This is a genomic window from Campylobacter sp. CCUG 57310, from assembly GCF_013201975.1.
GTDB classification, from domain to species: Bacteria; Campylobacterota; Campylobacteria; order Campylobacterales; family Campylobacteraceae; genus Campylobacter_A; species Campylobacter_A canis.
Window position 1 is genome coordinate 1,133,288 of sequence record NZ_CP053845.1, and the last position, 14,223, is coordinate 1,147,510.

14 protein-coding genes, 1 tRNA gene and 1 riboswitch are annotated in these 14,223 nt (G+C 37.4%); of the genes, 7 read left to right on the top strand and 8 right to left on the bottom strand.

What is annotated here, in order from left to right; translation table 11 throughout:
• The first annotated feature begins 1 nt into the window (after window position 1).
• From uppS to truA, 4 genes are read left to right on the top strand one after another with little or no spacing between them, the layout of a single operon-like run.
• Window positions 2–673 carry a polyprenyl diphosphate synthase gene (gene uppS, locus CORI_RS05580; RefSeq protein WP_173031156.1) on the top strand — a complete coding sequence of 224 codons (672 nt, stop codon included), beginning with the start codon at window positions 2–4 and terminating at the stop codon, window positions 671–673.
• Window positions 670–1,467: an A24 family peptidase gene (locus tag CORI_RS05585; RefSeq protein ID WP_173031157.1), complete on the top strand. Its 798-nt coding sequence runs from the start codon at window positions 670–672 to the stop codon at window positions 1,465–1,467. Before uppS ends, CORI_RS05585 begins: the two co-directional genes overlap by 4 nt.
• Window positions 1,460–2,485 carry an LptF/LptG family permease gene (locus CORI_RS05590; protein ID WP_173031158.1) on the top strand — a complete coding sequence of 342 codons (1,026 nt, stop codon included), beginning with the start codon at window positions 1,460–1,462 and terminating at the stop codon, window positions 2,483–2,485. Before CORI_RS05585 ends, CORI_RS05590 begins: the two co-directional genes overlap by 8 nt.
• A 1-nt stretch (window position 2,486) precedes the next feature.
• Window positions 2,487–3,329 (top strand): tRNA pseudouridine(38-40) synthase TruA, encoded by an 843-nt coding sequence (gene truA / locus CORI_RS05595; RefSeq protein ID WP_173031159.1) that lies wholly within the window; start codon window positions 2,487–2,489, stop codon window positions 3,327–3,329.
• A 23-nt stretch (window positions 3,330–3,352) separates the two neighbouring features.
• Here truA and CORI_RS05600 read toward each other — a convergent pair whose 3' ends face one another.
• Window positions 3,353–5,446, bottom strand: coding sequence for a DNA translocase FtsK (locus CORI_RS05600; RefSeq protein ID WP_173031160.1), 2,094 nt, complete (start codon window positions 5,444–5,446; stop codon window positions 3,353–3,355).
• A gap of 78 nt (window positions 5,447–5,524) precedes the next feature.
• Window positions 5,525–7,735 carry a flagellin gene (locus CORI_RS05605; protein WP_173031161.1) on the bottom strand — a complete coding sequence of 737 codons (2,211 nt, stop codon included), beginning with the start codon at window positions 7,733–7,735 and terminating at the stop codon, window positions 5,525–5,527.
• A gap of 142 nt (window positions 7,736–7,877) precedes the next feature.
• On the opposite strand from CORI_RS05605, the gene CORI_RS05610 reads away from it, so the two are divergent.
• From CORI_RS05610 to CORI_RS05620, 3 genes are all read left to right on the top strand, one after another.
• Window positions 7,878–8,615, top strand: a complete 738-nt coding sequence (locus tag CORI_RS05610) for a YaaA family protein (protein ID WP_173031162.1) — start codon at window positions 7,878–7,880, stop codon at window positions 8,613–8,615.
• Window positions 8,616–8,744: 129 nt separating this feature from the next.
• Window positions 8,745–9,047 carry an HU family DNA-binding protein gene (locus CORI_RS05615; protein WP_173031163.1) on the top strand — a complete coding sequence of 101 codons (303 nt, stop codon included), beginning with the start codon at window positions 8,745–8,747 and terminating at the stop codon, window positions 9,045–9,047.
• Between the two features lie 113 nt (window positions 9,048–9,160).
• A tRNA-Leu gene (locus tag CORI_RS05620) sits at window positions 9,161–9,247 on the top strand.
• Between the two features lie 459 nt (window positions 9,248–9,706).
• Here the strand turns inward: CORI_RS05620 and CORI_RS05625 are convergent.
• The 6 genes from CORI_RS05625 to thiS are packed head-to-tail and all read right to left on the bottom strand — an operon-like array spanning window position 9,707 to window position 13,927.
• Window positions 9,707–10,576: an EamA family transporter gene (locus CORI_RS05625; protein ID WP_173031164.1), complete on the bottom strand. Its 870-nt coding sequence runs from the start codon at window positions 10,574–10,576 to the stop codon at window positions 9,707–9,709.
• Between the two features lie 49 nt (window positions 10,577–10,625).
• Complete coding sequence (locus CORI_RS05630) at window positions 10,626–11,222, bottom strand: thiamine phosphate synthase (RefSeq protein ID WP_173031165.1); 597 nt, start codon at window positions 11,220–11,222, stop codon at window positions 10,626–10,628.
• The gene (thiH, locus tag CORI_RS05635) at window positions 11,215–12,348 is read right to left on the bottom strand and encodes a 2-iminoacetate synthase ThiH (protein ID WP_216842256.1); all 1,134 of its coding nucleotides are present in this window, start codon (window positions 12,346–12,348) and stop codon (window positions 11,215–11,217) included. Before thiH ends, CORI_RS05630 begins: the two co-directional genes overlap by 8 nt.
• Before the next feature lie 21 nt (window positions 12,349–12,369).
• Window positions 12,370–13,200: a thiazole synthase gene (locus CORI_RS05640; RefSeq protein WP_173031166.1), complete on the bottom strand. Its 831-nt coding sequence runs from the start codon at window positions 13,198–13,200 to the stop codon at window positions 12,370–12,372.
• Window positions 13,131–13,733, bottom strand: coding sequence for a sulfur carrier protein ThiS adenylyltransferase ThiF (thiF, locus tag CORI_RS05645; protein WP_173031167.1), 603 nt, complete (start codon window positions 13,731–13,733; stop codon window positions 13,131–13,133). The genes CORI_RS05640 and thiF overlap by 70 nt, the downstream gene beginning before the upstream one ends.
• Window positions 13,733–13,927 (bottom strand): sulfur carrier protein ThiS, encoded by a 195-nt coding sequence (gene thiS / locus CORI_RS05650; protein ID WP_169942861.1) that lies wholly within the window; start codon window positions 13,925–13,927, stop codon window positions 13,733–13,735. Before thiS ends, thiF begins: the two co-directional genes overlap by 1 nt.
• A 24-nt stretch (window positions 13,928–13,951) precedes the next feature.
• Window positions 13,952–14,051, bottom strand: a riboswitch (TPP riboswitch).
• Window positions 14,052–14,223 lie beyond the last annotated feature (172 nt).

Sequence of the window (14,223 nt, forward strand, 5' to 3'; positions counted from 1 at the left end):
TTTGAACAAACTAAAGCATCTGGCGATCATAATGGACGGAAACGGAAGATGGGCGAAAAAACAAGGTTTCATGAGAACCAAAGGGCACGAAAGCGGTGCAAAGGTAGTTGAAGATGTTTGTAGGTTTTGCATTGAAAAAGAAATTGAAATTTTAAGCCTTTATGCCTTTAGCACAGAAAACTGGAAGCGACCTGAAAACGAGGTTAAATTTCTAATAGATCTGCTTTTAAAATTTCTTATTTCAAAGCGAGAAATTTTTATCAAACACGATATCAAATTTAAAGCTATAGGCGACATAAGCGCTTTTAATGAGAAATTAAAAGAAGAGATAATAAACCTTGAAAACCTCACGCAAGAAAATAAAAAACTAAAGCTAAATTTAGCCATAAACTACGGCGCAAAAGATGAAATTTTAAGAGCTTTTAAGAGGCTAAACGAGCAGAATTTGGAGTTAAACGAAGCGAATTTAAACGCTTGTCTTGATGAAAGCGAAGCGATTGATCTGCTTGTACGAACGGGAGGAGAGCAAAGACTTTCAAATTTCATGCTCTGGCAGGCAAGTTACGCCGAGCTTGCTTATACAGATACTTTCTGGCCTGATTTTACGAGTAGCGAGCTAAATGATATAGTTGATAAATTTAAAAATACAAAAAGAAGGTTTGGTGGATTATGATAGCGATATTTTATTTTATTTTAGGTGCGGTAATAGGCTCTTTTGGAAATGTTTTGATATACAGAATGCCGCTTGGACAGAGCATAAACTTCCCTGCATCGCACTGTCAAAGCTGCAAAACGCCACTTAAATTTTATCACAATGTGCCAATTTTATCTTGGCTCTTTTTGGGCGGCAAATGCGCGTTTTGTAAAGAAAAAATCAGCTTTCAGTACCCTTTGGTGGAAATTTTAAGCGGAGTTCTTATGATGCTTGCGTTTTTTCACGAAACATCAAATGCTCAAATTTCAGATATTGATTATATGCAGCTTCTAAAAGCTCTTATTATAGGAGTTTGTTTTATAATTTTACTTTGTCTTAGTGCCATTGATTTTAGATACAAAGCCGTTCCAGATCCACTTCTTTTTACAAGTGTGGCTTTTGCGATTATTTATTCGCTAGTGCCTACCTTGGGGTCATACAAAGGCTTTGAGTTTAACTTTGATGGAGTTATAAGCGCTGCTATTTTTATGTTTGCCTTTTGGCTGTTAAGATTTGTCGTAAGCCTTGCTATGAAACGCGAAGCTATGGGAAGTGCAGATATATTTATAGCCGGAGTTATGGGAGCGATTTTAGGTATCAAGCTTGGTTTAATGGCGATATATGTCGCGGCTATTTTAACTCTGCCTGCTTATATGGCGGTTAGAAAAAGAGGATATGAGCTGCCGTTTGTGCCTTTTTTAAGCCTTGGGCTGCTTACGGTTTATGTTTTTAAAGCTAATTTTTTAGAGTTTTTAGAGTATTTGTATGGGTAGAGTAAGTAGGTATCTTTTTACGAATTTCATAAGCACTTTCGCTTCGCTATTTTCGACTCTATTTCTCATTATGTCGATTGTATTTTTTATACAGATCGCGCGCATAACTTCATATATAGAGATAACATTTTTTGAGCTATTTAAGCTGTATTTGTTTATGTTGCCGCGCGTGCTTTTATTTACTATTCCCATAGCGTTTTTCGTATCTTTAGCGATGACGCTTTTTAGACTATCGAAAGAAAACGAAAGTATTGTTATATTTACCCTGGGACACTCGCCAAATTTTATAGCTAGGTTTTTTATAATTTTAAGCGGTCTTGTTTCGGCGTTTTTGCTTGTGGTTGCGATAGTTTTGATACCTACCGCCGTTGAGCTAAACGAAAATTTTATAGAATACAAAAAAACCGTTGCCAAGCTTAATCTAAAAACAACTCAATTCGGACAAAGATTTTCAAACTGGATGGTCTATATACAAAGCGAAAAAAGCGATGATAACGGCACGACATACGAGGGAGTTACTCTTTATTCTTCTCAAGCGGGAGCTCAAAGAGTGATCATAGCGGATAACGCAAAGATCATAAACAACGCTTCAAATTTAGAACTTCAGCTAAATAGCGGCAAAATTTACGATATCAAAGACGACGTATGGCATCAAGCGGACTTTAAATACATGAAGCTTCATACGTTTTCAAACGACAACATATCAAAAACGCTCTCGTTTATAGAGTATTGGAAAGATATCAAAACCAACAAAAAAAGAGCTAAAGACTTTGCAACTTTTACTTTGATCGCCCTGTTTCCGCTTGCGACCACTTTATTTGCCATAAGCTTTGGGGTGGTTACGTACAGATATGAAAAAGGCTTTATATATTTTGGGATTTTTGGCGTACTTTTTGTTTATTTTGCACTTATCATGTTGCTCTCATCAAAGGCGATGATAGCGATACCGTCGGTATTTTTGCTGTTTTTAATAAGCTCTATTATATTTTATAAAAAGAAAATCGTTAAGAGATATTAGCTTGAAGATAAAACTAGTATTTAGTTACGACGGATCTAAATTTCAAGGCTCTCAAACCCAACCGCACGAAAACGGCGTAGAAGACATCTTAAGTTCGGCTTTAGCGCATGTAGGAATTTTTGGCAAAATCATCTCAAGCTCAAGAACCGATAAAGATGTACATGCAAACAATCAAGTCGCATGCGTAGAGTGTGGCGAGCATTTTAAAGACTTTAAAAGGCTTGCAAATTTAATCAACCGTCACGCTCATCCGCATATTCACATAAAACAAATTTCAAAAGTAAATGAAAGCTTTCATCCGCGTTATGACGCTAAATTTAGGCAGTATCGATACATCATCAACCATGGCGAATTTAGTCCATTTTTAAGTCAGTATCATACATTTTTACCAAAATTTGATCTAAAAAAAGCCAATGAACTTCTTGCACTATTTATCGGCGAGCATGACTTTAGCGCATTTATGAAGCTTGGAAGCGAAGTAAAAAGTCCGGTGCGCAAGATAACAAAAGCGTTTTGCTACTCTTGCGGAGAAAAAACCATCATAGTTTTTAAAGCAAACGGATTTTTAAGAGCTCAAATTCGCCTTATGATAGCTAGCGTTTTAAAGACTTTAGAGCTTACTCAAATCGGCAAATTAAATAAAAACAAAAGTCAATTTGCTAAATATAGTGAAATTTTGATTGTTGATAAAAATTTAAGCGACAATACGGATACAAATTCTATCCAAGATGAAAATTTCAAAAAAGCAAAAGAGCTTTTATGCAAGGCTATTTACGACCAAAGGGCTATTACTCGAATGCCTGCACCGCCAAACGGGCTTTATTTAAATAGAGTTTTTTACTAACCGCTCAAACTAAAAAGCCAAATTTACAAAATTTCCCTTTGTCCTTTGGCGTTAACAGGACTTAGCACTCCCATTTGCTCCATCTGCTCGATTATCGTTGCAGCTCTATTGTATCCTATCTTAAGACGCCTTTGAAGGTAGCTGATGGAAGTTTTTTGCTCGCTTAGAACAATCTCTTTAGCCTCTTCGTAAAGCTCGTCAAGCTCACCTGCAAGAGTCTCGCCGGAACCTTCGCCGCCGGAGCCTGAAGTTGCGCCGTCTTCTTTTAAAAATTTCTCGTCATAAACAACCTCTTGTTGCTCTTTTAAGAAATTCACTATCGTCTCTATCTCTTTTTCGCTGGCAAAAGGCGCATGAAGCCTGATGATACCAGGACTTCCAGGAGGCGTAAACAGCATATCGCCGCGCCCCAAGAGGCTTTCAGCGCCCATTTGATCAAGGATTACCTTACTGTCGATCCTTTGCCCTACTCTATAACTGATACGACTTGGCAAATTTGCCTTTATGAGGCCAGTTACCACATCCACGCTTGGTCGCTGAGTAGCTACGATTAGGTGAATTCCGCTTGCCCTAGCCATCTGTGCAAGCCTTCCGATATACAGCTCCACATCCTTGCCGCTTGTCATCATAAGATCTGCTAATTCGTCGATGATAACCACTATATAAGGAAACTGCTCGCCGCCTTCGGCTTTCATCTTTTCATTGTAGCTCTCGATGTTCTTCGTGCGAGTATGGCTCATGATCTTATATCTGCGCTCCATCTCGGCAACCATATTTGCAAGCGCGGTGATAGCCTGCTTGGCTTGAGTGATAACAGGAGTTAAGAGGTGCGGGATATCGTTATAAATGCTAAATTCAAGCATCTTAGGATCTATCATCATAAGGCGCAGAGTCTGAGGGCTATTTCTATAAAGCAAGCTTAAAAGCATGGCGTTTATGCCCACGCTCTTACCGCTTCCGGTAGTTCCCGCTATAAGAAGATGCGGAAGCTTTTTAAGATCGGTGATAAAAGGCGCCCCTACTATATCTTTACCAAGCGCGATAGTAAGAGGGCTTGAGGCTTTTTTATAAATTTCGCTATCTAAAATTTCTTTTAGATAAATCGTCTCTATATTTTGGTTTGGCACTTCTATACCCACTACGTCTTTGCCGGGGATTGGTGCTTGGATACGGATAGTCTGAGCGCGCAAAGCCATAGCAATATCATCTTGCAAGGTCAAAATTTTACTTACCTTTATATGCGGAGCTAAACGAAACTCAAATGTGGTAACGATAGGCCCCGTATAAGTGCGAACTACATCACCGTCTATCTTAAACTTACGCAATTTATCAAGCAGATCGGATATCTTTTGATCGATCTCAACTTCATTGAAATTATGAGAACGCTTTGGTGGATCGTTTAGAAATTTAAGTGGCGGAAGCACGAAATCCTTTGGTTTTTCAACCTTGCCTTTTTCTATCTCGTCAAGAAGTTTTTTGTTTTCTGCCACTTCATTTAAAATTTCAACGCCGTTTATAGTGGATATATTTTTACTGCCGACATCTTCAGCCTCTACATCAATAAAATCTGCTAAATTTTCACTATCTTCATTATCAGTGATATCTTTATCTTTTATCTCTCTTTTTTTAGCTCTTTGTGTGGATTTTTTCTGAACTATCTGTCTTGGCTGCTCAAATTTATAATCGGCATAAGTATCTCTTGCGGTAGGTTCTACAAAAGCTTTTTTTAATACTACCGCTATATTTTCTTGAGCTATCAGCCCAAATGCAAGCACAAAAAGCATCACTATAAAAACCCACGAGCCTATCACTCCTACTACATCTTTAAGTGCGTTTATACAAAAACTGCCTATGATACCTGCTTGAGTGGAGCTTGAAATAGCTTGAAACATCAAAAATGCAAAAAATAAAATAACAAGCCCAAGCGCAAGCTGAGCAAAGTCAAGATCAAATTTCTTAAAAAATTTATATACGTAGTAGGCAAAAAATATCAAAGCAAACGGATAAATGTAAGCTATAAAGCCGAATAGTTCGTAATTCACTTCACCTAAAATTTTACCGAAGCTTCCTACGAAATTTGCATCAGGAGCTATCGTGGCAGCTCCAAAAAACATCAAAAAAAACACAACTATAACTAAAATCGACTCTCGTAAAATCTCAAATCCTTTATTTAAAAGTCTGATTATAGCGTAATTTTACATATAGTTTAAGAGACTTAGTTGATTTACCTTTGCAACCGACTGAAGCATGGCTTGATAACTCATTACCTTTTGCATCAAATTCATATAGGTTTTTCCGTAGTCGGCATCTATGACTTCGGACTTAACCGTCTGGACGTTTACCGAGAGAATTCCCGCTCTTAAATTCGTATCTTTTAGCGAACTGGAAAGTGCTCCTACTTTCGTATGAAGCTTATTTACATGATCAAAGATGTGATCTACTCTTTCGATAGCTCCTTGGATTCCCGAGTTTCTAGGATCAGGACCGTTTGCGTCAGCCCTATACTGCCCAAGCCTAACAGCCTCTATCATCTTATCAAGATCGGCAAATATATCAACGCTTGGCTCATCTAAAGTAACGCCGTTATTTGCAGAAAAAGTAAAGACCGAGCCCACGCCTTGAGACGTAGCAGGAGTATTTCCGGTGCTATCTCCTGCGAATTTATCCGAATTTCTATTATCAAAAATTCCAACCTCTATAGAAGTATTTGCATTTTGCATATCGGTAACTTTTATCCTGCCTCTATGATCCATATTTACTTCAACGCTTCCTTGTGCCGCTTTTATACCCTTTTGATACTCTTCATAGTCGGTATCTACGGTAGGAACGTTATCGCTAGCAACCATAGCTATGATATCATTTATCTGCCTAAAGGTAACGTCTTTAGCAGGCGTTCTAACACCTTCTGTTTGATTTGTAACAGGGTTATATTTACTATCCCATATAGGAGCTTGATAATCCACAACCGTTCCATTAGGCCTTGTGTGAGATATGGCTACATTGGCATTAGCTCCTACAAGCCTTATATTTACCGAATACTCTACTCCGCTCTTTGATTTGATCTTCATTTGTATATTTTGACCGTCGATATTGTATTTGCCTTTTTCGCCGTCATACAAATTTTTAGTTCCCGCAACTTCACTTAAAGTCGTCTTATCTGTAGCATAATTACCCGTAGCCCTTGAAATCTGCGAAACGGTTCCTGTTACATGCTTTCCTTCCTTTTTAAAATTTACTTTATCGTAATCAAAAGCATTAGACTTGCTGCCGTCCAAATTTGTGTAACTACTCTTTACAAATTCGGTTATCACAAAATCATTAGGATTGGCGTCTTTAAGAGCTTTCAGGTCTTTCATGCTATTAATGCCGTTAAATGCATTGGAAGCGTTGTTTATATTTGTATTAGTTAAAGAATTTACGTCCGCAATCTTTGCCGTAGCGCCTATCATATGAAAATCAATAACCTGATTTCCTTTGGTTAGATCTTTTATGTTAATTTGTCCTTGGTTATTTATACTTACTTCTACGATTTTATTATTCGGGGTATTTCCGTATTCGGTGCCTATTTTTTCCAGCAGATCTTTTATGGAAGCATCGGAAGTCATTTGGAATTTACTTGTAAATGAAGTTCCGTCAGGCTTTTTGCCTTGAAGAAAAAAGGTCGTATTTTGAAATTTCTTAGCATTTGGTCCGACGAAGTCAAGATCTGAAAGCCCTTTTTCATCTTTTAGATAGTTAAAGCCTATCATGTTTTGAAGCTTACTCTCTTCGTTTAGGTATCTTACGTTATCTTTCCTGTTAAGTATGCTCTGATCGGTTAACGAAACATTAGCGCTTAATCGCTTGTTATAATCCATATCCCTACCTAAAAACAGCTCTCCTCCGGTTAGGTTATAAGGTAAATTTACTTTCGACCCCCCTACTATGTTCATAAGCTGAAAATTTCCAAAATACTCATTAGTAGTTCCATTGATAGGCTTGGTGTTTATGGCGCTTCCCGAAAACAAAAATTGTCCATTGATTGAGGTATTTGCAATATTTACAAGATGATTTTTTATGCCTTGCAGATCGTTTGCAAGAGCCTCTCTAGAGGTCTTTGAGTGATGCTGATTACCTGCTTGAACGAGCTTTGTTTTAAACAATTCAAGCTTTTCTTTAAATTCTTTCAAGGCTTTATCCGTATTTAAAGAAAAATGATGAGCTTTTGATGTAATGTCTTTCACTTGATTAAGAGTTGCAACTTCGTAATCAAGCCTCATTCCGTCATTATATATACTGCTATCTTCAAAGGAATTTTGTATCTTAAGACCGCTTGAAAGTTGAGTGTTTAGTCTATGAAGCTCCCTCATGCTTGTCTGATAGTTGTAGTTATCATTAAATTTCATCATCTGGTTTGTAATTCGCATCGCCAATTCCTATATTAAATTTTAATTAAACTTTAAAAGCAAATAAAGTTCCAACGTGCAAAATATCGTCAAAATCTAAAATTTATTTAGTTTAGAGTATGATCTATTTTTAAAATTTAATTTTAAGCCACGAGGTATCATGATGAAAATTTTGTTTTCCCCAAGCGAAGCTAAAACCGCCGTCAAATCTACGAAATTTATGAGCAAAGATAGCTTTATATTCCCAAATTTATATGAAAAAAGAATAGAAATTTTAAACACTTATAATGAATTTTTAAAATCCGCTTCAGAAGATCAAATTTTAAAGCTATTTGGATATAAAAAGAGCGATGAGTACGGTGATCTAAGAGAAGATATTTTTAAAAGAAGCGTTATAAAAGCAGTCTTAAGATATGACGGAGTTGCGTATAAACATTTAGATTATAGGAATTTAGATAAAGACGCTCAAAATTTCATAGATAAAAACGTGTTTATATTTTCAAATTTATATGGCGGCATACTGGCAGGCGATGAAATAGCAGAATACAAACTAAAACAGGGCGAAAAAATAAACGGACTAAATATAGAGAAATTTTACAAAGATAACTTCTCAAAAGAAATTGACAAATGGATAAGTAATGAAGCGGTTTTAGACCTTCGCGCGGGATTTTACGAAAAATTTTATGACATTAAAGTTCCTTTTGCGACTTTTAAATTTATAAAAGACGGTAAAGTCGTTAGTCATTATGCGAAAGCATACCGAGGAATAGTGCTAAAAGAGGTTGCCAAAGCAGATATAAAAACGATTGAAGAACTTGGAAAACTAACGATAAATAACTTAATGCTAATTGATATCAAAAAAAGCGGTCTTAAAAACGAATTTTTGGTGGAAATTTTATAAAAATCGTAAATTTGAGCCTTTTTTATTAAAAAAAACTTATTTTTGTTCAAATTTAGCTTAAAAAACTATTGTGTTTTTTTTAAAAACGTTGTAAAATGCGATTATATCACTTCTTAAAAGGATGGTTCTATGAAAAAAGCTGAATTTATTCAAGCTGTTGCCGACAAGGCTGGTCTTTCTAAAAAAGATTCTCTAAAAGTTGTTGACGCTACCTTAGAGACAATCAAAGAGGCGCTTACTGCTGGTGGCAGCGTTAGCTTTATAGGTTTTGGAACTTTTAGTACAGCTGATAGAGCTGCTAGAAAAGCAAGAGTTCCTGGAACAAAAAAAGTAATCGATGTTCCTGCTAGCAAAGCTGTTAAATTTAAAGTTGGTAAAAAACTTAAAGAGGCTGTTGTAGCAGGTGCCGGCAAAAAAGGCAAAAAGAAATAATTTCTTTTCATAGAAGCTCCTTACGGAGCTTCTTATTTATCCAAATTTTAAATATTCTTTCAAAATTTAATATATCTTTTATCTCTTTTAGATAAAATACAATTCTTTTTTTGGCCCGAGTGGTGAAACTGGTAGACGCGCCAGACTCAAAATCTGGTAAGGGCAACCTTGTGTCGGTTCGAGTCCGACCTCGGGCACCATTTATATTTTTCAAAGCTTTTCATATTTTTTCATTTTTTATCAATAGACACCCCAAAACACGATATTTTACTAAAAATATTTTTTCATTAATCATTTTATTTCATATCTTACTAGATTTTTTACGGAGTTTTTAAAGGATTTTTTTATAAAAATCCGCAAAGAGAATAACAATATATAAAGCAAATGTTCTTCCGAAAGATAAACAAATATAAATAAAAAGAGTATAAATCAGACACTAAAAATTTATATATATTTTTAAGCCCGGCTTGGCATAGATATTTTACTTTGCTTAAATATTCCAAGGAAGTATTTCAATATTTATTACCGGCACAATTAAGAAATTTTGCTTAGAATACAGAAAAACAGCAACTATTTTGTATAAAATTTCAAAAACCTAAACTACAAACAAACTCTTTTAGCTATCAAATTTCAAAACAAGCCAAAAGAGTTTAATAAATTTAGGCCACGCTTTTTCTTTCATAATAAGTAATTATTTTATTGTGAACCAAAAGTGAGATATATATGACCGCTCCGCCAATGATAAGACGAACAATGTCTGCGTCTTTATGCCAAAATACTAAATTTACAATAATCGCAGCAGGTATGAGCGCGTTATTCATGATTGCCAAAGTGCCGCTATCAACCTCGCACGCACCTTTGTTCCACATAAAGTATCCAAGCCCGCTAGCTCCGATTCCAAGCCATAGAAGCACTAAAGACTGAGTCATATCAAGTGAAATTTTCTCAAAATTTCCAAACATGCCAAACGCAAATCCCGTTACCAAGCAAGCTCCTACAAAAAACCAGCCAAAAAGACCCTTTTGTTCGTTAAATCCTTTATCTTCAAGTAAAAATTTATACGCACTCTGTCCAACGCCAAAGCATAAATTCGCACCCTGAACCATTAAAAATCCAAGCCAAAAGTTACTATTTATACCGCCGTATTTGATAATAAAAGCTCCCAAAACCGCAACCGCAACGCTAAGTAGATAAAGCGGTCGCAAGCGCTTAGCGAAAAGATCATAAACCACGCTCACATAAAAAGGTGTAAATATCGTAAAAAGCGCTACTTCAGGCACACTTAGATATAAAAATGAGTTATAGTAAAAAATATACATAGCTCCTATTTGAATAGCTCCGATAAGTGTGATTTTAGCGTATATGGCGGCATTTTTTGCCTCAAATTTCATAAAAGGCAAAAAGACTAAAAGCGCCAAAACAACACGCGAAAATGCCGCAAAATAGCTATCTACCCTGCCTGCTAAAAACTCCCCTATCAAACTAAAACTAAAAGCCCAAAGCAACGTTACAAAAACAAGTTTATTCACCGATTATCCTTAATAAAAATTTTAAAATGATAATAAATTGGCCTTAAATCTAGCTTCCCGCCGTCTGTTGGCCAAATTTCAAAAACTCCCTCATCATACAAGCTCCGCTAGCCCCAACATCCTTTATAAGGCTTAAATTTTTGAAATTTATCCCGCCGATAGCGTATGTGTTGATGTTTAAATTTGCACAAATTTCTTTTAAAAATTCTAGCCCTCTAGGCGGCGCACTCTCATGACTTTTGGTTTTAAAGATATGTCCCGCTATGACATAACTTGCACCTAAATTTTGGGCCACAATGGCTTCGTCAAGAGAATGAACCGAAACTCCGATAGTTAAATTTGCGCTTTTAGCTAAATCTCGTTTGTTTTTTGACTCGTTAAATTTCACAAATTCACTAAAAGGAAGGTGCAAATTTTTAACTCCAAGCCTTAAAGCGACATCTAAATGCGTATGCAAAACGAGCTTAGTCTCAGAATTTCTAGTTATTTTTAGCACCTCTAAAGCCAAATTTTCATATTCGCACTCACTTAAGTCCCTTTCTCTAAGGATGATAGCATTTGGCTTTTTTTTGCTAACTATGCGCGATAAATAGCCTAAAAAATCGCTACTTAAGCGCCTATTTGTAACGCAAATGAGCTCAAACATAGATGTGGTTGCTCATCACAGGTTGCAGATTAAGCGCTAAGATATCTTTATAAATTTCATCCACGCCACGAGTATCGTCTATCTCAAACTGCTCATCGCCTCTTTTGACTCCATCCAAGTGAGTGCCGACTCCCACGCTAACTCCTGCTGAAATTTTGCTTGCGGCTACTTTTATGATACCGTTTCTAAATTTGGCATTCTCGCGCGTTGAGATCGTGATATTGGCAAAAGGAAGAAAAATTCTATAAGCGCAAATCACCTGAAAAAGGCTTCTTTCATCAACTTCGCCCGCATTTACTTCGCTTTTATTTTTAGCAGGTCTAAGCCTAGGACAGGATATCGCGATTTCTGCGTGCGGGTATTTTTGCTGAATGAAATTTGCATGAATCGCAGTCGCAAAAGCATCTTTTCTAAAGTCATCCAGTCCAAGCAAGGCGGCAAATCCGACACCTCTCATACCGCCCATAAGAGCTCTTTCTTGAGCGTTGAAGCGATAAGCAAAGCTCATCTTTTGTCCACCAATATGAACCTTGGCGTATTTTTCGGGACTATAAGTCTCTTGAAACACTATCACATAATCCACGCCGCACTCATGCAAGTATGCGTATTCATCGGAATTTAACGGATAAATCTCAACTCCGACATTACTAAATACTTTTGAAGCCTCCTTGCAAGCTTCGCCGATATAGCTTAAATCGCGCTTTTTAGCGCTCTCACCCGTAAGGATTAGCACGTCCTTAAGTCCACTTTTTGCGATACTTTCAAGCTCTGTTTTTATCTCGTCTACTTTTAGCCTTAGGCGCGAAATTTTATTATGCGAGCTAAATCCGCAATAAACGCAGTTGCTATCGCAAAAATTTGAGATATAAAGCGGAGTAAAAAGCTCAATGCCGTTTCCAAAATGCCTTTTCATCTCACTTTGAGCACGCGCTGCCATCTCTTCTAAAAACTCGCCAGCCGCAGGACTTAAAAGCGCACGAAGACCTTCTGCATCGACACGACTCATGCCAAGAGCTCTTTTTACATCAGACTTCGTATAGCCCTCATAGTTGTAGTTTTCGCGCAAATTTAAGACACGATTCATCAAGCTTTCATCTATGTGCTGCATGCCGTCCATATAACTCATCACGTCAAAATTTTTCACGCCCTACTCCAAAAATCCGCTTAGCGGGCTAGACGCTCTTGCCGTTTCGCTAATCTCGCCAAGCCCTGCCAGATAAGCAAGCCTACCCGCTTCGATAGATAGACCAAAAGCTTTTGCCATCGCTCGCACATTTCCTGAAGTGGCTATAGCGGTATTTGCCATCACGGCAGCGCAACCCATCTGCATAGCCTCACAAGCCTGAGCGGGGCTTCCGATACCCGCATCAACTATCACAGGTAGTTCTATCTCATCTATTAAAATTTTGATAAATTCACGAGTGGCGAGTCCTTTATTAGTACCGATAGGCGCTCCAAGAGGCATCACACAAGCAGCGCCGGCATTTACAAGATCGCGAGCCACGTTTAGATCAGGGTACATATAAGGCATTACGACAAAGCCCAAATTTGCAAGTTTCTCTGTCGCTTTTATCGTCTCGTAGTTATCAGGTAGCAAATATCTGCTGTCTTTTATACACTCGACTTTAACGAAGTCGCCACATCCAAGTTCGCGCGCAAGCTTTGCGATACGCACGGCTTCATCTGCATTTCTGGCCCCTGAAGTGTTTGGCAGGATAGTGATATCTTTTGGGATAAAGTCAAGTATATTTTCACTTCCACCCTCATTTACCCTGCGAAGCGCGAGCGTAACGATCTGGGCTTTTGCATCTTTTATCGCAGCCTCAAGCAAAGATAGAGAAAATTTGCCAGAACCTAAAATGAAGCGAGAGCTAAATTTATGCCCGCCAAGCTCTAAAAAATCATCTTTCACGCACGCTCCTTTTTTGCTCTTTGTAAAGCCAAGTTTAGCACCAAATTCGCCATCATTCCCGCACATATATTTACTCTTGGGCTCATTACACCATCTTTCATATCACTTGTTTCATCACCGCAAACATAAAATTTTTCGCTTACTTTTCGCACTTTCATCTCTCCGCTAAGTCCCGACATTCCGCTACTTGCTATAAACAAGCTATCTAAATTTGCAAGCACAAAATTTGCAAGCATAGCCTTTTGTTCGGCACTATCAAACGCTTCGCAAATCACGTCAAAGTTTTTTAAGATTTCTTTTGCGTTTTCAGCGGTGATCTTAGCCTCTATCGCCTCGATTTGCACTTGCGAAATACTTTCCAAAACTTCTTTAAGTACCACTACTTTTGGCTTGCCAATATCTTTTATAAAGTAGTGCTGGCGGTTTAAATTGCTTAATTCAACCGTGTCAAAATCAATGATCGTGAGCTTTTTAACGCCTGAGCGCACAAGCATAACGGCCAAATTCGAGCCTATCCCGCCCGCTCCGCAAATAGCGATATTAAGCTTATTAAGAGCATCTGTAGCTCCCGCCACATTTTGGCTAAACATTTTATTCATCAGCCGCCGCCTACGAAGCAGACTATCTCTACCCTGTCGCCATCGTTTAAAATAGTATCAAATTTATCTTTTGGCAAAATTTCACCGTTTAATTCGGCTACAACTTGCTGGGATTTAAAATTTTTACTTGAGAGAAAATCTTGCAAATTTCGCCCTATAAATTCGCTCTCGTCTTTGCCGTTTATAATTAGCATATTTTGTCTTTGGATTAAATTTGCATCAGAAGTAGCGCATCTTCCTACGTCGGCATTATCCGCTTCAGGTTTAAGGGTCTAAGGCTTGCACCTAATCTCAGCTAACGCTCCCCTGACACATGCGTGATTATAACTTAATTTTTTAAATTTGCCGCTTGGCGATTTAGAAACTAAAATAATAAATTTTATACCTACCACAAGCCTATTGTTGCTTCATAAAAATCAAAGCTAAATATAAATTTTGCCTTTAAAATACCGGCGATACAAAAACAAAGATGAGTATAGTTTTATGAAAT